20 protein-coding genes and 1 pseudogene are annotated in these 24,587 nt (G+C 55.6%); 14 read left to right on the forward strand and 7 right to left on the reverse strand.

What is annotated here, in order from left to right:
- Nucleotides 1–82 precede the first annotated feature (82 nt).
- Nucleotides 83–859 (forward strand): SDR family oxidoreductase, encoded by a 777-nt coding sequence (locus AC3Y5R_RS06070; protein ID WP_489920584.1) that lies wholly within the window; start codon nucleotides 83–85, stop codon nucleotides 857–859.
- Between the two features lie 6 nt (nucleotides 860–865).
- On the opposite strand, the gene AC3Y5R_RS06075 is transcribed toward AC3Y5R_RS06070, so the two are convergent.
- Nucleotides 866–1,465, reverse strand: a complete 600-nt coding sequence (locus tag AC3Y5R_RS06075) for a DedA family protein (RefSeq protein WP_489920585.1) — start codon at nucleotides 1,463–1,465, stop codon at nucleotides 866–868.
- Nucleotides 1,466–1,814: 349 nt separating this feature from the next.
- Between AC3Y5R_RS06075 and AC3Y5R_RS06080 the strand changes: the two genes are divergently transcribed.
- The 3 genes from AC3Y5R_RS06080 to AC3Y5R_RS06090 all read left to right on the forward strand — a co-directional run bounded on the left by AC3Y5R_RS06080 (nucleotide 1,815) and on the right by AC3Y5R_RS06090 (nucleotide 6,069).
- Complete coding sequence (locus tag AC3Y5R_RS06080) at nucleotides 1,815–2,402, forward strand: Yip1 family protein (RefSeq protein WP_489920586.1); 588 nt, start codon at nucleotides 1,815–1,817, stop codon at nucleotides 2,400–2,402.
- A 179-nt stretch (nucleotides 2,403–2,581) separates the two neighbouring features.
- The gene (gene pbpG, locus AC3Y5R_RS06085) at nucleotides 2,582–3,529 is read left to right on the forward strand and encodes a D-alanyl-D-alanine endopeptidase (protein ID WP_489920587.1); all 948 of its coding nucleotides are present in this window, start codon (nucleotides 2,582–2,584) and stop codon (nucleotides 3,527–3,529) included.
- Nucleotides 3,530–3,630: 101 nt separating this feature from the next.
- Entirely contained in the window at nucleotides 3,631–6,069 is a 2,439-nt protein-coding gene (locus AC3Y5R_RS06090; protein ID WP_158783250.1) for a DUF3772 domain-containing protein, read from the forward strand.
- Here the strand turns inward: AC3Y5R_RS06090 and dld are convergent.
- Nucleotides 6,066–7,775: a D-lactate dehydrogenase gene (gene dld, locus AC3Y5R_RS06095; RefSeq protein WP_489920588.1), complete on the reverse strand. Its 1,710-nt coding sequence runs from the start codon at nucleotides 7,773–7,775 to the stop codon at nucleotides 6,066–6,068. The genes AC3Y5R_RS06090 and dld overlap by 4 nt on opposite strands.
- A 196-nt stretch (nucleotides 7,776–7,971) precedes the next feature.
- Here dld and bglX point away from each other — a divergent pair, with 196 nt between their 5' ends.
- Nucleotides 7,972–10,269, forward strand: coding sequence for a beta-glucosidase BglX (bglX, locus tag AC3Y5R_RS06100; RefSeq protein ID WP_489920589.1), 2,298 nt, complete (start codon nucleotides 7,972–7,974; stop codon nucleotides 10,267–10,269).
- Between the two features lie 89 nt (nucleotides 10,270–10,358).
- Nucleotides 10,359–11,231, forward strand: a complete 873-nt coding sequence (locus AC3Y5R_RS06105; RefSeq protein ID WP_489920590.1) for an oxygenase MpaB family protein — start codon at nucleotides 10,359–10,361, stop codon at nucleotides 11,229–11,231.
- A gap of 106 nt (nucleotides 11,232–11,337) precedes the next feature.
- Here AC3Y5R_RS06105 and AC3Y5R_RS06110 read toward each other — a convergent pair whose 3' ends face one another.
- Nucleotides 11,338–11,622: a hypothetical protein gene (locus AC3Y5R_RS06110; protein WP_489920591.1), complete on the reverse strand. Its 285-nt coding sequence runs from the start codon at nucleotides 11,620–11,622 to the stop codon at nucleotides 11,338–11,340.
- Nucleotides 11,623–11,934: 312 nt separating this feature from the next.
- Between AC3Y5R_RS06110 and AC3Y5R_RS06115 the strand changes: the two genes are divergently transcribed.
- The 4 genes from AC3Y5R_RS06115 (at nucleotide 11,935) to idi (ending at nucleotide 16,791) form a co-directional block, all read left to right on the forward strand.
- Entirely contained in the window at nucleotides 11,935–13,044 is a 1,110-nt protein-coding gene (locus tag AC3Y5R_RS06115) for a suppressor of fused domain protein (protein WP_489920592.1), read from the forward strand.
- Nucleotides 13,045–13,182: 138 nt separating this feature from the next.
- Nucleotides 13,183–15,078 (forward strand): methyl-accepting chemotaxis protein, encoded by a 1,896-nt coding sequence (locus AC3Y5R_RS06120; RefSeq protein ID WP_489920593.1) that lies wholly within the window; start codon nucleotides 13,183–13,185, stop codon nucleotides 15,076–15,078.
- Nucleotides 15,079–15,164: 86 nt separating this feature from the next.
- Complete coding sequence (locus tag AC3Y5R_RS06125; protein WP_489920594.1) at nucleotides 15,165–16,118, forward strand: nickel/cobalt transporter; 954 nt, start codon at nucleotides 15,165–15,167, stop codon at nucleotides 16,116–16,118.
- 130 nt (nucleotides 16,119–16,248) lie between these two features.
- Nucleotides 16,249–16,791, forward strand: coding sequence for an isopentenyl-diphosphate Delta-isomerase (gene idi / locus AC3Y5R_RS06130; RefSeq protein ID WP_489920595.1), 543 nt, complete (start codon nucleotides 16,249–16,251; stop codon nucleotides 16,789–16,791).
- 370 nt (nucleotides 16,792–17,161) lie between these two features.
- On the opposite strand, the gene AC3Y5R_RS06135 is transcribed toward idi, so the two are convergent.
- Complete coding sequence (locus tag AC3Y5R_RS06135; RefSeq protein ID WP_489920596.1) at nucleotides 17,162–18,640, reverse strand: MFS transporter; 1,479 nt, start codon at nucleotides 18,638–18,640, stop codon at nucleotides 17,162–17,164.
- Between the two features lie 221 nt (nucleotides 18,641–18,861).
- Here AC3Y5R_RS06135 and osmF point away from each other — a divergent pair, with 221 nt between their 5' ends.
- The 4 genes from osmF to AC3Y5R_RS06155 are packed head-to-tail and all read left to right on the forward strand — an operon-like array spanning nucleotide 18,862 to nucleotide 22,638.
- Nucleotides 18,862–19,782, forward strand: coding sequence for a glycine betaine ABC transporter substrate-binding protein OsmF (gene osmF, locus AC3Y5R_RS06140; RefSeq protein WP_489920597.1), 921 nt, complete (start codon nucleotides 18,862–18,864; stop codon nucleotides 19,780–19,782).
- 39 nt (nucleotides 19,783–19,821) lie between these two features.
- Nucleotides 19,822–20,982, forward strand: a complete 1,161-nt coding sequence (locus AC3Y5R_RS06145) for an ABC transporter permease (protein WP_489920598.1) — start codon at nucleotides 19,822–19,824, stop codon at nucleotides 20,980–20,982.
- Nucleotides 20,979–21,911 carry an ABC transporter ATP-binding protein gene (locus tag AC3Y5R_RS06150; RefSeq protein WP_489920599.1) on the forward strand — a complete coding sequence of 311 codons (933 nt, stop codon included), beginning with the start codon at nucleotides 20,979–20,981 and terminating at the stop codon, nucleotides 21,909–21,911. Before AC3Y5R_RS06145 ends, AC3Y5R_RS06150 begins: the two co-directional genes overlap by 4 nt.
- Before the next feature lies 1 nt (nucleotide 21,912).
- Nucleotides 21,913–22,638, forward strand: a complete 726-nt coding sequence (locus tag AC3Y5R_RS06155) for an ABC transporter permease (RefSeq protein WP_489920600.1) — start codon at nucleotides 21,913–21,915, stop codon at nucleotides 22,636–22,638.
- Here AC3Y5R_RS06155 and AC3Y5R_RS06160 read toward each other — a convergent pair.
- The 3 genes and pseudogenes from AC3Y5R_RS06160 to AC3Y5R_RS06170 all read right to left on the reverse strand — a co-directional run bounded on the left by AC3Y5R_RS06160 (nucleotide 22,625) and on the right by AC3Y5R_RS06170 (nucleotide 24,584).
- Nucleotides 22,625–22,729, reverse strand: a complete 105-nt coding sequence (locus AC3Y5R_RS06160; protein WP_158783236.1) for a protein YohO — start codon at nucleotides 22,727–22,729, stop codon at nucleotides 22,625–22,627. The genes AC3Y5R_RS06155 and AC3Y5R_RS06160 overlap by 14 nt on opposite strands.
- A gap of 81 nt (nucleotides 22,730–22,810) precedes the next feature.
- Nucleotides 22,811–23,344, reverse strand: a complete 534-nt coding sequence (locus AC3Y5R_RS06165) for a DUF3833 domain-containing protein (RefSeq protein ID WP_489920601.1) — start codon at nucleotides 23,342–23,344, stop codon at nucleotides 22,811–22,813.
- A 2-nt stretch (nucleotides 23,345–23,346) separates the two neighbouring features.
- Nucleotides 23,347–24,584: pseudogene (locus tag AC3Y5R_RS06170) on the reverse strand (class I SAM-dependent methyltransferase).
- Nucleotides 24,585–24,587: the final 3 nt, after the last annotated feature.

Here is a 24,587-nt window from a genome sequence, read left to right on the forward strand (position 1 = left end):
AGCCGGATATAAAGCTGCAACCTATCTGTCAGCGTCAGAATAATGGAAGCCGTTGCAAACGGGACGCGTTCATATAAGAACCATGAGCATCCCAGAGAATAAAGTGGCTATTGTGACCGGTTCGAATTCCGGTATCGGACAGGCCTGTGCCGTGATGCTGGCGCAGCAGGGTTTTGACCTTGGTATCACCTGGCGGTCGGAGAGTAAGGGCGCGGAAGAGACGGCCCGGCAGGTCAGGGAACTGGGTAAAAAGGCCGAAATTGAGCAAATAGATTTGGGCGACCCGCAGGAAGGCAGTCGTTCACTGGAAGCGCTGATTGCCCGACTTGGGCGGATTGATGTGCTGGTCAATAACGCCGGTGCAAACCTGAAAGCCGATTTTCTGGAGACCACCTTTGAAGACTGGCGTAAGGTTTTTTCGGTAGACGTGGACGGAGCCTTTCTTTGCTCGCAGATTGCGGTGCGTCACATGGTCAAACAGGGGCAAGGCGGCAGAATTATCAATATTACCTCGGTGCATGAGCACACGCCGCTGCCGGGATCGGTGGCTTATACCGCAGCGAAACATGCACTGGGCGGCCTGACTAAATCCATGGCGCTGAGCCTGATACCGCATAAAATTCTGGTCAACTCGGTGGCACCTGGCGCAATTGCCACACCGATCAATAACATGACCAATGAAGATGCACACCGCATTTCAATACCGGAAATCCCGGCAGGCAGGCCGGGCGACACGCGGGAAGTGGCCAGTCTGGTTGCATGGCTCTGCTCGCAGTGGTCGACCTACACTACCGGACAGTCATTTGTTGTCGACGGCGGTTTTATGCTGGCTAATCCGCAGTTCTTTATGCAGAAGTGACGGAATTTACCCAGCTTTAGGATCGTCCTCTTCCTCGTCATCTGGCTGGCGATCCGAGCGGTGCTTATAGTACAGCCGGATCCCCCAGACTATCGCTATCGCCAGCAGCACCCAGAACAGTTTCTTCAGGTGGTGATCCAGCGTGTGCAACCACGGGGCAATCACCTGGCCGCCCACGTAGCCAAGAGTGACGAAAATCAGCGCCCAGGCCACCGCACCAATCACGTTGAGCAATAAGAATTTTTGTGGTTTCAGCCTGCTGGCTCCGATAATAATCGGGCCAAGAATGCGCAGGCCGTACATAAATCTTACGCCGATCACAAACAGGACCGGACGTTTGTGGATCAGTTTGTTGGCTTTAGCGATCTGCTTCTGATGCTTTTTAAACCGCTTCAGGATCGCCGAACCGTAGTGGCGGCCAACAAAGAACAGGGCGGTATCGCCCAGTATGCCGCCAGCCATAGCGACCAGAACCACCAGGCCATAGTGTAACAGCCCTTCATGCGCCGCCACGCCGCCCAGCAGCGTGAACGTTTCCCCTTCGGCAATACAGCCAATAAACAGCGCCAGATAACCGTACTGCGAGATCAGATGATTGACATCCATATGCCCTTCCTCCTGCGGTTGATGCGCTTAGCCTCCATACTTCAAGCTACAGGTGTGTTGGCTGCACGAGCGCACCCCTGGCACTTACTTAGGTAAGTTCCAGCGGATTTGCTCGCTGGCCGTCTTCCTGTAGCTTGAATTATTTTGGCTGTAAAGCAGGTAAGTCTAACCGCTTTGGCTTAAACCGGGCTGAAAGTTAGCGATATTTGCGTTTTTTTTCACTGCAAATTGAATTGATTAGCGCGAAGTCAGTCTGGCGAAAAAACAAACATGTCACGACCATTTATACTTGAAGTAATCCGCCATCTTCCCACTGACCGGCGGCCCGTTGTAGCAGAGGAGTGAAGATATGAACCATGTCTGGGGACTTCTTGCGCATCCTGACCGGGAGATGCGTGATATCAAGCAAGAGAACGAAACGGTCTCTCATCACTACACGCACCACGTCCTGCTTATGGCACTGATCCCGGTGATCTGTGCGTTTATCGGCACCACGCAGTTTGGCTGGGATCTTGGCTCTCAGCAAAACATCCCTCTCTCACTGTTTAACGCCTTTGCTCTGGCGATCCTTTTCTATGTCCTGATCCTCGGCGGGGTGGCGGTAATGGGCAGGGTGATTTACTGGATGGCCCGTGATTACCCGCAGCGCCCGGGTCTGCGCCGCTGTACCGTGTTTGCCGGATATGTGGCAACGCCGTTGTTTATCAGTGGGCTGGTCGCGCTCTATCCGCTGGTCTGGCTATGCGTTTTTGTCGGTGCGCTGGCTCTGGTCTATACCGGCTATTTACTTTACGTCGGTATCCCAATGTTTCTGAATATCGACCGCGAAGAGAGCCTGCGTTTTTCCGGCTCAACGCTGGCAATTGGCATTCTGGTATTTGAAGTATTAATGGCCCTGACCGTGGTGTTATGGGGTTACGGTTATCAACTTTTCTGACATTTTCTGCCGCCGGGTTCCAGGCGGCAGCTCCCTCACGCTCAGATACAAATATCCTGTAGGAAAAAACTTAGTCTCCGGCGTATTATGCGCTAGCCAGCCCCGTGAGGCCTGCTTTTCGCGGTGGCGGCGTGCGGCCGTGTCGCACCTGAATCACTCCCCGGTTAAGTTTTTAAAAGATGCCTGCAAAAATTCGCATATCTCTCTTGAGTCTGGCTTTGCTTTTTTCTGGACAGGTTTTCGTGCCTCAGGCCGATGCCAGCAATCGTCTCGCTGATGTGGCCCCTCTGACACAGCCGCAAATCGCCTCTGGCAGCGCGATGATCGTCGACCTCAACAGCAATAAGGTGATTTACGCCAGCCACCCCGATCTGGTTCGTCCGATGGCCTCAATCACCAAACTGATGACGGTGATGGTGACGCTGGATGCCCATCTGCCGATGGACGAGATGCTGAATGTGGATATCAGCCATACGCCAGAGATGCGCGGCGTTTACTCCCGCGTGCGTCTGAACAGTGAAATCAGCCGTAAAAATATGATGCTGCTGGCGCTGATGTCTTCTGAAAACCGTGCGGCAGCCAGCCTGGCCCATCACTATCCGGGCGGCTACGACGCTTTTATCCGCGCGATGAATGTCAAAGCCCGCGAACTGGGCATGACCCATACCCGTTACGTTGAGCCGACCGGCCTGTCTGTCGAGAACGTTTCAACGGCACGCGACCTGACTAAACTGCTGATTGCCACCAAACGCTACCCGCTGATTGGCCAGCTCAGCACCACCCATGAAGACATGGCGACCTTCAAAAGCCCGAACTACACTCTGCCCTTCCGTAACACCAACCATCTGGTTTATCGCCCGGACTGGAATATCCAGCTGACCAAAACCGGTTTTACCAATGAAGCCGGTCACTGTCTGGTGATGCGTACGGTGATCAATCAGCGTCCGGTGGCGCTGGTGGTGATGGATGCCTTCGGTAAATATACCCATTTTGCTGACGCTAACCGTCTGCGGACCTGGATGGAAACCGGTAAGGCCTCGCCGGTCCCGGCCGCCGCGCTGAGCTATAAGAAACAGAAAGCGGCAGATATGGTCAGTAACGGCAGTGTTGCAGAAAACGTCGAGTAGTTAAGAAATCCTATAGTTTCAGACCAGGCAAAAGCATAGACTGGCGCAAGATTTTCTGGCGCCGGTCTTGTCCGGCCTCGTCTTTATATCTGGAAATTTTCATGTCTACCTTGTTAACCTTCTTTCGCGTCTGCCTTCTGGTCCTGTTCGCCTGCTCTCCGGTGATGGTTCAGGCGGCCTCCGACGACTCCAGCCAGCAAAATGGTGACGCTCCGGCCAAAGTGAACGCCGCAGTTGAATTGCCGAAAATGCAGAAGGTGCTGGATAAGATTAAGCAGCAGGTTTCCGGCGAAACCAACGACAGCCGCCTCTCCGCGCTGAATGATATGGCGCTGGAGCTGTCGGGAGATGCCGATACGCTGATGCAGGGGATTATCCCCCAGCGTGCGCAGTTGCAGGCTCAGCTGGCGGTGCTGGGTCCGGCTCCCAAACCGGAAAGCGGCGTGAAAGAGACCGCCGAAGTCACCAGCAAGCGCAAAAACCTGGAGAGTCAGAAGGGCAAAACGGACGATCAGATCAAGCAGGCTGAGGCGATTAAAAGCGGGGCGATTAACCTCTCTGCACAGATCGTCAACCTGCGCCGTGATGCGCTGAAAACCCAGCTGGCGCTGAATGCCGGCAGTATCTTCGGCCCGCGTTTCTGGGCACCGATGTTCAATACCCAAAGCGATGACGCAGCTAAAGTCAGTGATTTTATTGGTGAACTGGCGGATACCGCCGTGCTCTCCTGGCAGCCGGGCTGGCGGATTGGCACCGTGTTCTGGGTGGTGCTGGCCGGGCTGGTCGCCACTTTTGGCCGCCGCTATCTGGAAGAGTTTCTGGCCTGGGTGGGCATCCATCTGCTGCCGGAAGGACGCCTGCGCCGTAGCTTCCTCGCTGCCGCGATCGCCATGACCACGCTTGCCGCTGTGGTGCTGGCCTTTAATTTCCTCGACCTTGCCTTTACCCGCCATGACGACGTGGTGGATGATGTACGGACATTTGCCGACAAGCTGGTCGGCCTGAGCATTCTCTGCGGGCTGATTGCCGGGCTGGGCAGGGCATTCCTGTCAACGCGCCGTCCTTCCTGGCGACTGCCAAATATCTCCAACCAGGTTGCCCTGGCGCTGAAGCCGTTCCCGCCGCTGACTGCCGCGCTGGTGTTCGTCTTCCAGACCATTGAGATCCTCAACAGCAGCGCCAATACCAGTGTGGGCACGACGGTGCTGGCGAATGGCATTACCGCGCTGCTGATTGGTGCCATGGCGTTGTCCATCAGCATTCGTACTAACCGCGTTCGCCGCAAAATGATTCTGGAAGGCGGGCAGCCGGAAGCCAAATCCACGCTGGTCGGTCTGATCCAGATGGCCATCACCCTGGTGGGCGTGGCCATTCTGGTGGCGCTGGTGATTGGTTACGTGACGCTGGCGCGCTTCCTGAGCTATGAGCTGATCTGGATGGGCATTGTGTTCGGCTCGTTCTATATTCTCAGCCAGCTGGTAGCGGATGGCAGCGAAAGTCTGTTTTCGACCAATAACGCTTCCGGTAAAAGCATCCAGCGCTCGCTGAATGTGGATGAGCGCCACCTGTCGCAGGTCGCGGCACTGCTTGGCGCGATCGGAAAAACCATTCTGGTGCTGGCGGCTGCGATGGCGCTGCTCAACGGGACTTTTGGCAGCGCGACCCCGATCGAGCTGGTACAGAAAGCCATTGAGTTCTGGGGCGGTAAGGGGCTGGAGTCGCTGAATATTGTGCCAGCCCACGTGCTGAATGCATTGCTTTGCCTGATTGTCGGCATCTACGTGCTGCGTTCGGTTAAGCGCTGGCTCGACCAGGACTTCCTGCCAAAAACCACTATGGACGCCGGAATGCGCGTCTCGCTGATCACTCTGTTCAGCAACGTTGGCTACGTGGTGGTGTTCCTGCTGGCGCTGTCGATTATGGGACTGCAGTGGAACAAACTGGCGTGGATCGTCAGCGCCCTGTCGGTAGGTATCGGTTTCGGCCTGCAGGAGATCGTGAAGAATTTTATCTCCGGCCTGATCCTGTTGACGGAACGTCCGGTGAAAGTAGGGGACCTGGTGAGCATCAGTGGGATTGAAGGGGATATCCGCCGCATTAATGTGCGTGCCACCGAGATCCAGCTGAGCGATAAATCAACGGTGATCGTGCCGAACTCGCAGTTTATTTCGCAAAATGTGCGTAACGCTACGATGGGCAATGCGCAGGGCGTAACCACCATCACCCTGACATTCCCGCTGGATATCGACCCGGTGCTGGTTCGTCAGCTGCTGCTGGATGTGTTTATTGAAAATGAACGGATCCTGGAAACACCGGAACCTTCTGTGAGCTTCAAAGACCTGACTTCGGCAGGAATTGTGCTGGCGGTGACCGGCAACGTGGCCAGCCCGCGCCAGGTATCAGGCGCGAAGAGCGACCTGTTGTTTGATATTCTCACCCGCCTGCGGAAAGAGGGCGTGGTGCTCTCCACGCCGCAGACGATGATTGTGGAACAGCGGAACGGTCAGAAAGTGGTGGTGGATCAGGGCGACCTTCCTTAATTCCCCCAGTTTTTCGCTTTGGTGGTTTTGCCGATCCCAGGATTGAGGCTGTTAGTAGGGTCAAGCTGCTGATAAAAGGCTTTCAGCTGTGGTTTGGCCTGATACAGATGGCCGACGTTGTGTTCAGCCGGGTATTCGGCCCCGCGATCGGCCAGAATAGCCAGCATCTTCTCCTTCAGGGCGTGGGCATCCACGCCCTTTTTCACAATGTAATCCTGATGGAAAACGTGGCAGAAGAAGTGGCCGTAATAGAGCCGGTGCACCAGCGCATCGTCAAACTCTGCGGGCAGCTGCTCAAACCAGTCGCTGTCGTTACGGCGCAGGGCAACATCCAGCGCCAGAATGTCTTCGACCTCGTCATGATGGACGGCGTGATAGCGTACGGCCGCGCCCGCTGCAGCAAAGCGGTGCAGAAACGCTTTCTCACCTTCCTCCGTTGTACACTCAAAAAATTCCCCTTCGGCCTGAGCGAAGTAGCTCTGCAGATACTCGCGGGCTTCATCAATACCCGCTCCGGCCATCTTCAGCATCAGGTGATGTTCATACCGGTCACGATACTGCCTGAGGCGCACGGGCAGGTGTGAGGGCAGCAGATTGCTGACTTTCTGCAGCAGGCGATCTGACAGGTTTGGCTTAACGAAACTGATTTTTTTCAGCCAGGCATCCACGCGGCCTTTAAGCGTGAAAAATAGCGGCATCTTGTCGGTGCCCAGTTTGTCGATCATCACGAAGGTGTCTTTCCCGTAGACTTCCGCAATGTCAAAGATATCGCGGTGCAGATATTCACCCGCCACCGGCAGCTCGCTGAACTGGCTGAGAATATGGCGGCGCAGCTCATCCAGTACGCCTGGGTTATTGGTGCCGATATAAAAGACCTGCTGCGACTTTTCACTGGCAAACGTGTCCAGCCGCACGGCGAACACGGCCAGTTTACCCGCACACCCTGACGCCTCGAATAACCTGCGGGCATCGGCGTTGAACCGAGAAGGCGTGTCTGCCTGCACATCGCGCACGCGCGTGGCATATTCATGATCTGAGGCATGGCGCGCATCGTGCTTCACGTCGCTTTGCTGCCAGGTTTCATCGTCCAGGCGGCTGAGGATCTGTTCCGGCGTGCTGCCAAGATCGATTCCCAGATGATTGACCAGCGTCAGCTTGCCTCCGGCATCGATCTGCGCATACAGCGCCATTTCACTGTAAGCCGGACCACGCTTAATCAGCGAGCCGCCGGAATTATTGCAAATACCGCCCAGTACCGAAGCGCCAATGCAGGAAGAACCGATGACCGAATGTGGCTCACGCCCCAGCGGCTTGAGGATTCTTTCCAGCTGCCAGAGCGTGCTGCCGGGAAAAGCCAGCACCTGTTTGCCCTCGTCGAGCAGCTGGATCTTGTCCATCCGCAGGGTGCTGATAATGACGATATTGCGATCGTAATCGTTGCCATTCGGCGTGGAGCCTTCGGTCAGGCCGGTGTTTGCTGCCTGCATCAGAACAATTGCATCGGCAGCCACGCAGGCTTGCAGAACCCGCCACTGCTCCAGCAACGTGCCGGGGAACACCACGGCCAGCGCCTCGCCAGAGCCGGAGCGAAAACCTTTACGGTAGCGTTCAGTTTGTTGAGGATCGGTCAGCAGATGGGGGCGGCCAACCACTCGGGCCAGCTCAGTGACCAGCTTTTGGCTGACCGGGGAAGGGGCATTGTGCATATCCTTTGTCCTTTTTTATGTCACGTGCTGATTTTAGCACCCCCTGAACTGGCTGCCGGTTTTAAAAAATCAGAGGTGGATCGCGGCAGTGAGTTGAAAACTACCTGCTATCCTCAACTTATGGCACACTGAATGCCTTATAACCTTGTCACTCAATAAATCCTTGCCCCGCAGTTACTTGAGAGAAACCGCCCTGATGAAATGGATTTGCTCTGTCAGCCTTGCTGCCGCCATAACGTTACACCCTGCTTTTGCTGATGACTTGTTTGGTCCACATGCCTTAACCCCGGAAGCCCGCGATGCGTTTGTGACGGATCTGCTGAAAAAAATGACCCTCGACGAGAAAATTGGCCAGCTCAGGCTGATCAGCGTCGGGCCGGATAACCCGAAAGAGGCTATCCGTGAAATGATCAAACATGAGCAGGTCGGTGCCATTTTTAACACGGTTACCCGTCAGGATATCCGGGCGATGCAGGACCAGGTGATGCAGCTCAGCCGCCTGAAAATTCCGCTGTTTTTTGCCTATGATGTGGTGCATGGCCAGCGCACGGTATTTCCAATTCCGCTTGGCCTTGCTTCCAGCTGGGATCTGGACGCAGTGGCTGCAGTGGGGCGTATCTCCGCGTATGAAGCGGCAGATGATGGCCTGAACATGACCTGGGCACCGATGGTGGATGTCACACGTGAACCCCGCTGGGGCAGGGTTTCTGAAGGATTTGGCGAGGACACTTATCTGACTTCGCAGATGGGCCGCACCCTGGTGCAGTCCATGCAGGGTAAAAGTCCGGCCGATCGCTACTCGGTGATGACCAGCGTCAAGCACTTCGCGGCTTATGGTGCGGTGGAAGGCGGGCGCGATTACAACACGGTGGACATGAGCTCGCAGCGTCTGGCTCAGGATTATTTGCCGCCTTACAAGGCTGCTCTGGACGCCGGGAGCGGTGGCGTGATGGTGGCACTGAACTCGCTGAATGGCGTCCCGGCCACGGCGGACAGCTGGTTGCTGAAAGACCTGCTGCGCGATGACTGGAAGTTTAAGGGCATTACCATCAGCGATCATGGTGCAATCAAAGAGCTGATGAAGCATGGCGTGGCCAGCGACCCGCAGGATGCAGTGCGCATTGCGATTCAGGCTGGCGTCAACATGAGCATGAGCGACGAGTACTACAGCAAGTACCTGCCGGGCCTGGTGAAAAGTGGCGCGGTAAGCGAGAAAGAGATCGACGATGCCACCCGTCACGTGCTGAACGTCAAATATGATATGGGGCTGTTTAATGACCCGTACAGCCACCTGGGCCCGAAAGGCAGCGATCCGGCTGACACCAATGCGGAAAGCCGCCTGAACCGTGCGGAAGCCCGTGATGTGGCACGTAAAAGCATCGTGCTGCTGAAAAACCGTCTTGAAACGCTGCCGCTGAAAAAATCCGGCACCATCGCGCTGATTGGCCCACTGGCCGACAGCCAGCGTGACATCATGGGCAGCTGGTCGGCTGCAGGTGTGGTTTCACAGTCGGTGACTGTGCTGCAGGGGCTGAAAAATGCCACCGCAGGTAAAGCCACGGTGCTGTATGCCAAAGGTGCTAACATCACCGACAACAAAGGGATTCAGGATTTCCTGAATATCTATGAGAAAGCGGTGACGGTTGGCCCGCGTTCGCCAAAAGAAATGCTCGACGAAGCGGTTGCCACAGCGAAGAAATCTGATGTGGTGGTGGCTGTAGTGGGTGAAGCGCAGGGCATGGCGCACGAAGCCTCCAGCCGCAGCGATATCACCATTCCGCCAAGCCAGCTGGCGCTGATCGACGCGCTGAAATCCACCGGCAAACCGCTGGTGCTGGTGCTGATGAACGGCCGTCCACTGGCGTTGGTCAAAGAGAATATGCAGGCTGATGCACTGCTGGAGACCTGGTTTAGCGGTACAGAAGGGGGTAATGCCATTGCTGATGTGCTGTTTGGCGATTACAACCCGTCGGGTAAACTGCCAATGTCGTTCCCACGCTCGGTCGGTCAGATCCCGATTTACTACAATCACCTGAACACTGGTCGTCCGTATGATGCGAATAAGCCTAATAAGTACACTTCGCACTACTATGATGCCGCCAACGGTCCGCTGTTCCCGTTCGGCTATGGTCTGAGCTACACCACCTTCAAGATGTCGCCTGTTACCCTGTCATCGAAAACCATGCCGCGTAACGGCACGGTCAATGCCAGCGTGACGGTAACCAACACCGGTAGCCGCGAGGGGGCAACGGTCGTGCAGATGTATCTGCATGACGAAATGGCCAGCATCAGCCGTCCGGTAAAAGAGCTGAAGGGCTTTAAGCGCATTATGCTAAAAGCGGGTGAGACGAAGACGGTAACCTTCCCGATTGATGTTCAGGCGCTGCAATTCTGGAATGCAAGAATGCAGCAGGTGGCTGAGCCGGGTAAATTCAACGTGATGATCGGGCTGGATTCTGCCCGCACCAACAACGCGGAATTTGAGTACCTGTAGCAGGGCTGCACAGGGAAGTCTGACTCCTGAGTCACTTGAGGGACGATATTGTCGTCCCTTATCTTATTTGAAAATAACCAGGTAGCACTATGTTGTCGGTTCGCGACAGAATTCAGCAGCAGATTTTTCGCCTGAACGGTCTGGCAAGCAATGATTTCGACCTTTCCCGACCGGAAGGCGACCCGGGCCTGTATGGTCCGGACAGCGTTATCTGGCGAGTGCACGGTGACTTTTCTTCTATGCTGTGCGGCGGCATCTCGGCCTTGCTGATGCAGATGCTGCACCCGCTCGCGCTGGCTGGGGTGTGGGACCACTCCACCTTTCGGGAAGATATGATGGGCAGGCTGCGGCGGACCAGTCAGTTTATCGCCGTGACCACCTTCGGCAATACCGCTGACGCCAACACGCTGATTGAACGGGTGAAGCGCATCCATCTGCAGGTAACAGGCATTGACGCAATGGGCACGCCCTATGCCGCCAGCGATCCGGCACTCCTGACATGGGTACACGTGGCGGAAACCAGCCGTTTCCTGGCTTCTCACCTGCGTTACAAAAATCCGCAGTTCAGCCTGGCAGAACAGGATCGCTACTACGCCGAAGCTGCCGTTGTGGCGGAAGCGCTGGGTGCAGCAAATGTGCCGAAAACGGTACAGGCGGTGGAGGATTATCTGCAGGCGTTACAGCCACAGTTGCGTTGCGATGAGAGGACGCGGGAAGTGTTAACCCTGTTACTCCAGGCCCCCGCGCCGAGCTGGCAGGCAGGCCCGGCGATGCACGCGATGATGATGGCCGGTATTGAGCTGTTGCCGGAATGGGCGCAGCAGCAGTTCGGATTTCGTTTCTCTCCGCTAAAGCGCACGCTAATCCGCAAGCGCCTTAATTTTCTGGCTGCGCTGCTCCGCTGGTGTATTCGCAACGGCGCATATCACCGTGCGATGAGGCGGGTGGGAAGGGAGGCGTGAAAATCCTGGTTTTATGGATTTAATACGGCGGGAAGAAAAACGTTCTGCTTTTTTTTATTTTCGTAGGTGAATTTTATTTTTAAATTTCTGACGTTATGCTCAGTATTCATTTTGAAGTATCCTTTATCGATATCCAGTCGTCAGGATCTTTCCTGTAGCTTTCCATTGCATATTGTTGTACTAAAAAGTTGCTTACTGGCAGGTTTGTAATTAACTCAGTTTTCGTTTTTTCTTCATCTGTTGTACTGGTGTCGATCCTCATTGTTGTATACATTTGTTCCGTCATCTCTATTCCCTTGCCTGAAATTGGGATTTTATAATTATTTTCCTTAACGACATCGGCCAGCGCGAAGTTTGTCATTGTCATCATCACTAAAATTAAATATTTCATTCTACGATTATCTCCTTGTCATGATTGTCCCAGATTTCTTTTCTGAATTCATAGTCTGAAACAATGCAACTATTAGATGCGGTGCCCGGATCTTTCCTGCTATCACCGTGGATCAAAAATCCGGCACGTCCACATATTTTTATGACGATGGCAGAGGGCAATAAAAACTATCGTGGATCAACTAATGCCGTTATTTAATCTTTCCCGGCAAGGGGGATTTTGAGACTTTTACCCTTGCTCTGACGTGGCAGAACGGGACATCCTGCTCTATTCTCCGGAAAAAGGGATCCCTCCACCCACCGTCGAGGCTTTATGACACAGTCGTATCGGATTGCTGAGGTGACAAATCAGCAACAAACGCTAATCGCCATGGTTGAACAGGATGAGCGTGCCGCTTATTTCTACATCTGGCCCGCAGAGCCTTTTCGCAGCCAGTTTGCCGTGCGCGGCTGCTGGCTGAGAAATCTGCTGCCCGCGCCCGCGCATGAAGATCGTGCTGCGATGGAGCAGGGCATCCCGCCACTGCTCAGCGCGGAATTTTGCCGCACGCTGGAAGCGGAACCAATACTGGATCCTGCGGGACTCCAGGTGATCTGGGAGCCGACCGACGACGGTGCGGCGCTGTGGTATCAGGGCCAGCTGCTGGCGGTGATCCCCGGCTGGAGCCTGTATCAGGATAAACAGGTCAGCTTTTCGGCAGCCTGCATTAAGGAAAACCGCCTGACTGCGCCGCTGGGATCGGCCTCCACTAATGATTACTACGCTCAGGCGGAAAAGCATCGCCTGTTCTGGCGTGACTGGCACGATGGTCACCTGTGGGAAACGATGCAGCACGATATGCTGCAGTGCTATCAGGCGCAGTTTGGTGAATCCTTGAAATATTACTCTGTAGACCAGGGTAACTGGCCGCCGATGGCGATTTCCCAGCATTATCATCAGGGAAGCTGGTACTTCCTGACGCTGGGGATGAGCATCCGGCCGATGCCGGGCGTGGATTTTCTGTATGAAGATCTGGCCCCGCAGTATCGCCGCACCGAGCTGGCAATGGCGATTGATGCGGAAGTGATGACCGAAGAGAACGCGGTGCAGATGGCAAGTGCACTGGCAAGCTTCGCGCATTTCCCCTGGGCGCGTCTCAGCTGGCTGGGGGAAGGACACACGCTGGAGTCAGCTGTGGCACCGGTTGGCTTTGAAGGTTTTCTGCTGTCAGGCGAGCTGGCTGAGGAAGGCGGTCAGTTCACTTTGCCAAAACGTGAAGGGGAAAAGGTTAATCTTCTCTGGGCGACGCCGGTCACCACCGCTGAACGTGAATTCGCAGAAAACGATGATAATGGCGGCAATCGGCTGGTCAGCCGACTGCGCGAGGCCGGTGGAAACCATATTTTCAGACCTCGCCAGCAAGTTGTTGAATCACAGAACTAACTGCTGTCAGCGGATTTATAAGGATTACTTTAGCAAAATAATTCTCTGAATATTGATCCAGATCACCTCAAGTTATTTTTTAACGAGCCGTTAACTCGATCAGGCAATTGTGCCTGATTGAGTTGAGTGGGGCTCACCATGTTGAAAACTACCCAGGGCAGATTTACCCTCCTGATCGTCGGCTTCTTTGCCTTGCTGCTGCTGATCACGGTTGTGGTCATTAAAATCTTTGTTGCGCCCCAGCTTACGACCAGTGAGAGTCGGCTGGTGCGTTATGAAGTGGACAGTATTGGTTCACGTATTACCGAAATGATGAACCGTATCCAGGCTCAGCAGCGCAGCATCACCGAATCCGTGGCGGTGCTGGACAGCACTGGCATTGATACGGTTCTGCCCGCGCTGGTTAACCAGTATCAGGACGTTAACGTCTTTGGCGGCGGCGTCTGGCCGCTGCCTAAAATGCGCGATCCGGCGAAGGATAAATTCAGCACCTTCTTCGCTCGCGACAGCAGCAATACCCTGCAGGTGAATACCTTCTGGAACTCAGCCGAAGCCCCGAATTATTACGAACAGTCCTGGTATAAAGACGGGCTGGCCGCCGCAAAAGGGCAGTGTGCCTGGGCGAAAGCCTATCAGGATGCGGCCAGCCCGCAGCCCCGTACCAACTGCGCAATGGGCATTTACCGCAATGGCGCAGCCTGGGGCGTGGCGACCATCGACGTGACGCTGGGCTTCTTTAACCATCTGGCGAAAGAGATGGGGCAGGCGGTACAGGGGCAGGTACTGATCGTCGAAGCCGACGGCAAAGTCGTGGGCGATGCCAGCCTGGTTGATGCCGCGCCCAAGCTTAGCAATCTGAGTGATCTTTCCATACCGATGGCGGCTCCACTGCGCGCGTTACTGGGAAGTGCCGGGTCTGAGCCCTCACAGAGCAGCTACGAGGGAGAAGACGGTAACCATACGCTATTTGTTCAGCAAATCAGCGGCAGCCCGTGGTATATCGCCAGCGATGTTCCTACCGCGCTGTTGTCGAAACAGACTAACTCCATCCTGACCCGTCTGGGTCTGGTGCAAATCCCGCTGGCCATCGTGCTGCTTCTGGTCCTGCTGGGCTTTATCCGCACGATGATGAAACGTCTCGGCGGTCTGAACGACAATATACTGGCTCTGTCTACTGGCGGCGCTGACCTGACGCAGCGTTTACCTGCCAGCGGCAGCCCTGAGTTCAACGCGGTCGCGCAGAGCTTTAACAACTTTATTGAGTATCTGCAGGGCCTGATGCGTCAGGTTGGTGACAGCGCACTGGCGATCACTTCGGCTTCTAAAGAGATCGCCAGCGGTAACCTCGACCTGTCAGCTCGCACTGAAGAGCAGTCCAGCTCTATTGTGGAAACGGCCGCATCGATGGAAGAACTGACCGGCACCGTGCGACAGAACGCCGATAACGCCACCCATGCTAACCAGCTGGCGGGTGACGCTTCGCGCGTGGCAGAGCGGGGTTCCAATGTGGTGAAACAGGTTGTGACTACCATGGGCGAAATTAACGCTTCTTCCCGCAAGGTGGTCGATATTATCGGCGTCATTGACAGTATCGCCTTCCAGACCAACATTCTTGCTCTTAACGCCGCCGTGGAAGCTGCGCGTGCCGGTGAACAGGGGCGTGGTTTCGCGGTGGTGGCTTCTGAGGTGCGCAACCTCGCCCAGCGTTCAGCCAACTCTGCCCGTGAGATCAAGAAACTGATTGAAGAGTCGGTGGCGAATATCGACCAGGGCAGCCAGCTGGTGCAGGAAGCAGGCAGCACCATGGATGAGCTGATGAATGGCGTCAGCAGCGTGACCACGCTGATGGCCGAAATCATGTCGGCCAGCCGTGAACAGAGTATGGGGATCAATCAGATCAACACCGCCATTAACCAGCTTGACAGCACCACCCAGCAGAATGCCTCGCTGGTGGAGCAGGTCTCTTCTGCCGCTCAGGCGATGGAAGAGCAGACTGTCCAGCTGGAGCTGGTTGTCAGCAGTTTTAAACTGTAAGATAAGGCCCGACGCAGGCGCGTCGGGCTTTTCTCACGGGAACGCCCCTCCAGAACGCGCCATTGATAACATTTGCGGGTTCGCCTGTGCACTCTTCCGTTCTGAAACAGCACCCTGTTTACACCGTTTCTCTTTTGCTACTGGTCTGCCTTGCGCTGGGCCTGTTCAGTTTTTACTGGGCTGATTTTGTTCAGGCCTGTATCGCCTTCCAGATCACCATGCATCGCTACCTGGTGATGTATATGCTGCAGCAGCAAAGCGGGCAGATTAAAGGGGGCGTTATGCTGGTGCTGGGCGGCTTCGTCTACGGTTTTCTGCATGCAGTCGGGCCTGGTCACGGTAAATTTGTGATTACCACCTGGCTGGCTACCAGCACGGAAAAAGTAGCAGCCAGTCGGTTGGTTACCCTGATGGGCAGCCTGATGCAGGGGATCACGGCGATTGTCTTTGTCTGGATCCTGGCGGTTATCTTCAACCTGTCCGCAGGCGACCTGAGCCTCAGCCGTTATTACGTGGAAAAGGGCAGCGCGGTGTTTATAGCCTTGTTTGGCATTGCATTGCTGCTGCGGGCAGTGGGGCTGAAAGTGAGCCTGTTTCAAAGCAACAGCAAGCACAGCGATCGTGCGCATGTGGAGAATTGCTGCTGCGGACATAATCACCTTCCCACAGCACAACAGCTGGAGGGCGACTGGAAAACCCGCCTGTGGGTGATTTTCTCCATCGGTCTGCGGCCTTGTAGCGGGGCGATATTGATTTTGATCTTTGCCAACGCGATAGGCTTTTATCGTTGGGGCGTGCTGGCAACCCTGAGTATGGCCGTGGGCACCAGCCTTTCCATTATGTTGATCGCTACTATGATCACCCATACCCGCAACCACCTGCTGCTGATGAACCAGGGCTGGCTTTCGCGGTTTGCCAGTCGTGCTTACAGTCTGACCGCACTGATCGCCGGATTGTTGCTGATATTTTTCGCTTTTGTGCTGTTCTTCTCGGTGATACCGGTCAGCGCCAACGGCGATTTTATCGCTGCAGGCTGTTAATTCAGAAGGCGTTTAATGTGACTAAATGGAGCTTTTAGCGGCACCTTTTGTCACATAATTGCACGATTTTATGCAGCCATAAGGCCGGAAGATATGCCACAATATCTGCGATTAGTCTTAAGGAGTACGCATGTCTGCAATCGAAGTTATCCTGGTGGATCGCCACGATCGTCCCATCGGCAGAATGGAAAAGCTTGAAGTTCACCAAAAAGGGTTGCTGCATCGCGCGGTCACCGTTTACGTGTTCAATTCACGCCACCAGCTGTTATTGCAACAGCGTGCGAACGACAAATATCACTGTGGCGGCCTGTGGAGCAACACCACCTGCGGTCATCCCTGTCCGCAGGAATCAACCCAGCAAGCGGCAGAGCGTCGGCTGCGCGAAGAGATGGGGTTGCGCCTGACGCTGCATCCGATGTTTGAGCTGAGCTATAACCTGCCGCTGAACAATGGCCTGACCGAACACGAATACGGCCACGTCTATTTCACCTTCAGCGATGAGTTGCCGCAGCCCAATCCGCAAGAGGCTGAGGGCTGGCGGTATGCTTCACTGGCGGAAATACAGCAGGAAATCGATCGGCACCCCGAGCGCTTCACTCCCTGGTTCCTGCATACCTTTGCCCGCATCCCCGTCGAGTTCGAGCGCTTTACCGCCCAGCGCCTGGCTGGCTAGCCAGAAGAGTCATCAATAAAGCTCCCCATCCGGTCTGGCAGGCAAAGAAATTCGGTCAAGACCGGGTCCCAGTGCCGGGTCAGCGGATACTCTGAGGGATCGCTGTGAATGAGTCATTTACTGAGCCGCATTTTGACCAGAGAAGGAAGATCGAGACTGGCTAACGTTATTTCAGCCTGGGTGATTAGCTGACTGTGACGAAATGAAGCCAGAGGCATGCTGGCGATAATTTTTTGATGACATAACCCCTCCTCTGAATATATTGCATACATTGAATATTTAGCAGACAGGGTGGGTTATCTGGTAAATGAGCGTCTGAGGCGAGCGTCAATGATGGCCAGCAGCAGTGCTACCGGCCAGGGAACTGGAATTAGTGATCCTGTATGGCAAAATCCTCAGCGTCTACATCATACCCTGAAGGCTCCCAGCGGATGGCCAGCAGCGCAATCAGTCCTGCCAGCGGAGCCAGGCCAATCACCCAGAACACGTTGGTGCTCAGTGCTGCCGACAGCAGCGGGAACAGGAACAGCGATACGGTTGAGCTGCCTCGCATCAGCGTCTGGTTAAAGCCCACTCCCACGCCGCGCAGTGAAGTTGGATAGCTCAGTGAAGCGAAAGTCATGGTATGTGAACCGGGACCAAAGCCCTGGCCCAGCAGGAACAACGCCAGCATCGCAATCGAAATGGCCGCCTGGCCGCCATCCGCCGGTTTCCCGACCAGCGCCAGTCCAATCAGCGCCACAAACTGGAAGCTGTAGCCAAGCACCGTCATTTTCCATGCGCCGAAGCGCGGAACCAGACGTACGGCCAGGATGCCGCCGACAAAGGCAAACAGCAGGTTGAGGGTCAGTGAGATCAGAATGGTGGTCAGCATTGACTGGGCCAGGAAGCTGGAGATGATCACCGGCAGGCCAAAGGCTACGGCATTGTAGGCAAATGCAGAAGCAATGGCGGTCACTGTCGCCAGGATAGTGCGGCGCAGATACACACCTTTCAGCAGCTCGCCGTAATTGCGCCAGCTGGCTTTTCGGACCGGTGTCGCTGGCGACAGGTCGGCATCCTTTGCCACCTGGGCATTGATGCCGTAGGAGTTTCGCAGAATCGCGGCCGCATCGTGCAGGTTTCCCTGATTCGCTGCCCAGACTGGCGACTCGCTCATATAGCGGTTGCGGATAGCGATAATCAGAATGGCCGGAACCGCCCCGAAGCCGAGGATAATGCGCCACAGCAGGCCGGAGTGCGCTTCAGGCAGTACCGAATAGAAAAACAGCACCAGCAAATAGGAAATGGAGATGGCGGCATACCAGGTGGGGCACCACATCGCAATGCTGGAGGCTTTATTGCCACGCCCCTTAAGCTTCGAAAACTCGGCAAGGAACGCCATTGCCACCGGCAAATCAATCCCCACGCCCAGCCCCATCACAAAGCGGGCACCCGCCAGCACATATTCATTTGGCGCAAAAGCACAGGCCAGAGCGGCAACCACAAAGAAGAACATATCCGCCATAAAGACGCGATAGCGGCCAATTTTGTCCGTAAGGTAGCCACCGATAATTGCGCCGACAATAGCCCCGAAGGCAATCGCCGAAGCCACCATTCCGGCACCGGTGGGTGACAGACCAAATTCGCGGGTGACATCTTTCATGCCGAAGGCCAGCGCCCCCAGATCGTAAGCGTCGAGGAAAACACCGCCCAGCGCGATACCGATCACAATCCGCGCATTGCTGCGGGCCTGGGTGCTGGTGTTCACCAGATGAGAGACGTCGGCAGCCCGACGAATGGTGACGGGCTCGCCCGTCGGTGTGTTCCCTGCCATGGACGTCCGCGCGGAAGAAGTTAAATCAGTCATGATGTTGTGTTCGTTTTATAAGAATAAGCCCAGAGAATACTCTCGCCGGCCACAGACATAAATTCCAGCTGGTTATAACTTAAAACTAAATGGTCATTGAAAAGAATGGCCTTAAATGGGACACCTTTTGAGCACAGGGTGAGTGGATTTTAATCGTCTGGTTTAAGGCGATCAATTATTGGACTACGCTTGATACTAAACTGGTGAAAAGGAAAAGAAAAATGACCAAGATAATGGGACGGAGTGGCACGATCGCGGTGGCTGTTTTGCTGGCGCTGGCAGGGACCGCGCAGGCGGCAGATCCGGTAAAAGTGGGATCTAAAATCGATACTGAGGGGTCACTTCTCGGCAATATCATCCTGCAGGTGCTCGACAAGCATGGGGTGAAGACCATCAACAAAGTTCAGCTTGGCACCACTCAGGTGGTTCGCGGTGCGATCACCTCAGGCGAGCTGGATATCTACCCGGAATACACCGGCAATGGCGCTTTCTTCTTCAATGATGGGCACGATGCGGCGTGGAAAAACGCTCAGGCTGGCTATGAGAAAGTGAAAAAGCTGGATGAAGAGAAAAACAAACTCACCTGGCTGACGCCTTCCCCGGCCAACAACACCTGGACTATTGCCATCCGTGGGGATCTGGCAGAGAAGAACAAACTGACTTCTCTGGACGATCTCAGCGCCTGGCTGAAAAAAGGCGGGGAGTTTAAGCTGGCCGCCTCGGCAGAATTTATCGAACGTCCGGATGCTTTACCGGCCTTCCAGAAAGCCTATGGCTTTAAGCTGAAACAGGATCAGCTGCTGTCGCTGGCCGGGGGAGATACCGCCGTAACCATCAAAGCCGCGGCCCAGCAAACATCCGGCGTGAACGCGGCGATGGCTTATGGGACCGATGGTCCGGTAGCGGCGCTGGGCCTGCAGACACTGACCGATCCAAAAGGCGTACAGCCGATTTACGCACCGACGCCGGTGATCCGCGATGCCGTGCTGAAAGAGTATCCGCAGATTGCTGACTGGCTGAAGCCGGTCTTCGCTTCGCTGGATGAGAAGACCCTGCAGGAGCTGAATGCCAAAATCGCCGTGGAGGGGATGGACGCGAAAAAAGTGGCCGCAGACTATCTGCAGCAGAAAAAACTGCTGTAATTTTTTGCCCGGGTCGGGCGGATATTTTGCGGGGGAATTTTGCGCTTCACTATTCATAACCGCGTCGTGCTGACGCTGGCGATCCTTCTGGTGGCGGCTGCGGCCGCTTTGCCATTTCTGAATTACGCGCCAAACAGGCTGGTTTCCGGTCAGCCGCTGCCTCTGCATCAGCTGTTGCAGGGTGACGGGCTGATGCTGTTGCTGCCTGCGGTTTTGTTGGGGGGGATGGCTTTTCTTCCGCAAACCCGCTCCGGGTTAGCACTGATTGCGATCATCAGCGAAATATTGTTTATTGCGCTGATTGCACTTGGCGGCCATGAAGCCAGCACGCTGGCTGAGAAGGGCAGTTCGCTGGCCCGCACCTCTTACGGCAGTGGCTTCTGGCTCTCAGCCGGGCTTTGCCTGCTGATCGCGGCGGATGCCATCAGCCGGGTGACGCAAAGTGCGCTGTGGCGTCTGTTGCTGAACGGGCAAATCTGGTTACCGGTCATTGTTTTATTACTCAGCGGCCAGCTCGATCAACTGGCGCTACTGAAAGAGTACGCCAACCGTCAGGAGGTTTTCGATGAAGCCCTCTCACGTCATCTGCTATTGCTGCTCGGCACGCTGCTGCCAACGCTGATTATTGGTATTCCGCTGGGCTGGTATTGTTATCGTCATCCGGCGGGGCAGTCGCCGGTGTTTGCCCTGCTGAATGTTATCCAGACCGTCCCTTCCATCGCGCTCTTTGGCCTGCTGATTGCGCCTCTGGCCGGATTGTCACGCGCTTTTCCGGCGCTGGCTGAACTTGGTGTCAGTGGTATTGGTATGGCACCGGCGCTGATTGCTCTGGTGCTCTACGCACTGTTACCGCTGGTGCGTAGCGTGGTCACTGGCCTGCAAAATGTGCCGAAAGAGGTGATTGAAACCGCCGTAGGCATGGGGATGACTCGCGGGCAAATATTCTGGCATGCCGAAGTGCCGCTGGCACTGCCGGTACTGCTGGCCGGGCTGAGGGTGATCACCGTCCAGACCATTGGCATGGCGGTGATAGCCGCGTTGATTGGTGCCGGGGGATTTGGCGCGATCATTTTTCAGGGGCTGCTCAGCAGCGCGCTGGATCTGGTGTTGCTGGGCGTGACCCCGGTGATTGCGCTGGCGGTGATTGCCGACGCCCTGTTCAAATTTTTGATTTCAGTTATTGAGGCGGAGCGCCGATGATCAACTTCAACCAGGTGAGTAAACACTTTGCCGGAAAACCCGCAGTCAGCGACTTGACGCTGAATATTGCCAAAGGGGAGTTCACTGTCCTGATCGGCACGTCTGGTTCCGGAAAGTCGACCACGCTGAAAATGATCAACCGGCTGATCGAACACGACCAGGGCACCATCCAGTTCGCCGGGGAGGAGATCCGCAGTTTCAATCCGCAGGTGCTGCGTCGCAGAATGGGTTATGCCATTCAGTCAATTGGCCTGTTTCCCCACTGGACAGTGGAAAAAAACATCGCCACCGTGCCCGCTCTGCTGAACTGGTCGAAACAGAAAATCGCCGATCGGGTCAGTGAGCTGCTGGCACTGCTAAATCTCGATGAGCAGTTCCGCCATCGCTATCCCCATCAGCTGTCTGGCGGGCAGCAGCAGCGTGTCGGCGTGGCCAGGGCGCTGGCGGCCGATCCCGAAGTGCTGCTGATGGATGAGCCATTTGGCGCGCTCGATCCGGTCACCCGTGCGGCCTTGCAGCAGGAGATTGTACGTATTCACCAGCTCTCCGGGCGCACCATCGTATTGGTAACTCACGACATTGATGAAGCGCTGGCGCTGGCTGACCGGCTGGTGTTGATGGACGGAGGCAGAGTGGTGCAGCAGGGCACCCCGGTTGAATTGCTGACCCGACCAATCAATGATTTTGTGCGTGATTTCTTTGGCCGCAGTGAGCTGGGCGTCAGGTTATTGTCGCTGGGCAATGCGGGGGCAGCTGCGCGCCGTGGCGAGTGGCTGGAAGAGGAAGCGATTCCGGAAACCATGACGTTGCGCGAAGCGCTGTCGCAATTTATCGCGCGGCAAACCGATCGTCTGGCGGTGGTCGACAGCTGTCAGCAACCTCTCGGCGTGCTGCACTTCGCAGACCTGCTGCGGCAGCGGGGGAATTAAAATGTATCGGATACGCGACCCTCTGTTGTGGTTGATCGCGCTGTTTATTGCGCTGCTGGTGCTGATGCCTTACAGCGGGCCGCTGTTTGCCCACTGGTTCCCGCAGCTTGACCGGCCGCTCTATCAGCAGGACAGCTTCCTGCAACTGGCGCTGGCGCACATTGAGCTGGTGGCGCTCTCCAGCCTGTTCGCGGTGGTCATTGGTATGGGCGCTGGCATTCTGGTGACCCGTCCGGCGGGCAGAGAATTCCGCTCGATGGTCGAAACGCTGGTGGCTGCAGGGCAGACGTTTCCCCCCGTTGCGGTGCTGGCGATTGCTGTGCCGGTGATGGGCTTTGGTGAGCAACCGGCCATTATTGCGCTGGTGCTGTACGGACTCTTGCCAGTATTGCAGGGAACCATTGCCGGGATTGGCGCAGTACCGGCCAGTGCGCGGGAAATTGCTGAAGGGGTGGGGATGAGCCCGTGGCAGATCCTGTGGAAAGTGGAGTTGCCGCTGGCGGCTCCGGTGATCCTTGCCGGGGTCCGTACTTCAGTGATTATCAACATCGGCACGGCAGCCATCGCTTCCACGGTGGGAGCTAAAACGCTGGGATCGCCAGTGATAATAGGGCTCAGCGGCTTTAACACCGCCTACGTCATTCAGGGAGCCTGCCTGGTGGCGCTGCTGGCGATTGTGACTGACCGCCTGTTTGAACGCCTGCTGCGACAGTTTAAGAACGGATAAGAATGGTGTAGCCGGTCAGCATTACGCCGCCGATGCCGCCAAGCGCCATCATCAGGAAAATACAGATCACACCAATTTTTTGCCAGTTCATGCCGTTGCCCGTTTGTCTGAAGCTGAAAGAGGGAAAAGTATATCGCCATTCGCCCCCGCGGGTTAAGCCTTTGCTGGCTTTTTATTGCCCGGCTTCGCGCTCTTTGTTAAAGAACAGCGTGACGCGGGCCACTTCGATGCCGAACTTTTTCATTGAAGTGACGTTCATCAGGTGCCGGGTATCCTGCTGGTAAATCCAGTCGTCAAAATTCAGTTTGTAGCTGCTGGAGTCGGTTTTCACCGTCATGGTGTAACGCCAGTTGAAGGCGTTGCCTGCCGCGTGTCCCTGAGCTGTACCAATAATATCCTCCGCCGTTCCCACGTAGCTGCCGTCCGGGAGTTTACGGATATGCCAGACGCGGGTCTGTTTTTCACCGTCGTCATAGATAAATTGTTCGTTCAGCGTCAGCGTATCGCCTGCGACCGTACCGTGAATGGCGACCTCAAAGCGACGGATCTGCTTGCCGCTGTAATCCTGCACCATGCCCCAGGCGCGGGACTCACCGTTAAACCAGTTAAAAATATCGATCCTGGGATGGGCCTGCTGATAGTCATCAATGCTGGCACCGCAGCCGCTCAGCAGCAGGCTCGCGGTCAGTAACAGATATTTCCACATTATTAATCTCCTGTCAGAGCCCGATCGGCAGTCAGTTGAACGGTGCCGATAGTCCCGGCGCGAAAGCCTGCTTCGCAGTAGCAGAGATAAAACAGCCACATCCGGCGAAAATGTTCATCAAAGCGCTCGGTTTTAAGCCCGGGCCAGGCCGTGTCAAAACGGTGCCGCCACTCCTGCAGCGTGCGGGCATAATCCGGCCCGATTTCAAACAGATCGCGAGGGGTGAACCGGTTTTCGGCGAGGTTTTTCTGCAGCAGGCTGACCGCAGGCAGAAAACCGCCGGGGAAAATATAACGCTGAATAAAGTCCACGCTGTTGGCATAGCTTTCAAAGCGATATTCACTGATGGTGATGGTTTGTAATGCCAGACGTCCACCCGGCTTTAACAACTGCTGACAGCGTTCAAAAAACAGCGGGATAAACTGCTTTCCCACCGCTTCGATCATTTCAATCGACACCAGCTTGTCATACTGACCGCTGAGGTTGCGGTAATCTTCCTGCATGACTGTCACGCGGTCGCTCAGGCCAGCTTTGGCGATACGCTGGCAGCTGTAATCATACTGCTCCTGTGAAATGGTGGTGGTGGTCACACGGCAGCCATATTCCCGCGCGGCAAATTCGGCCATCGCCCCCAGCCAGTACCAATTTCCAGCAAATGATCGGCAGGCGACAGCGCCAGCTGCTCACACAGGCGGCGCATTTTGGCCTGCTGGGCATCTTCCAGCGTCATCTCTGGTTGTGCGTACCAGCCGCTGGAATAGAGCATCGAACGGTCAAGGAAGGCGGTATAAAAATCGTTGCCGAGATCGTAATGCGCCGCAATGTTACGTCTCGACTGCCGTACGCTGTTGCGACGCAGCGCATGCCGGAATTTGTTGAGCGGGGTGGATATCCAGCTCAGTCGTGATTCGAGCTTATCCAGCACCGCCTTATTGGTCGCCAGCGTCAGGATCACTGCCGTCAGATCGGGCGTCTCCCAGTCGCCATCCATGTAGGTTTCAGCGGCGGCAATGCTGCCGCCAAACAGCACCCGTCGCCAGGCTCGTGAATGATTCACCACTACTTCAGCCTGCAAATCTGCCTGGGCATCGCCGAAGAAGTCCGTGCCCAGATACGGGTCGTGCAGGTGCAGTCCGGCTCCCTGAATATGCTGCAGCAGGGAGAAGATTAACTGTCTCGAGGCGGACAAACGTTTGCCTGCCTTGCCCCGCCGGGTAATCGTCAGTTCAGATGAGCACATCAA

Source organism: Erwinia sp. 009765445 (genome assembly GCF_058137865.1).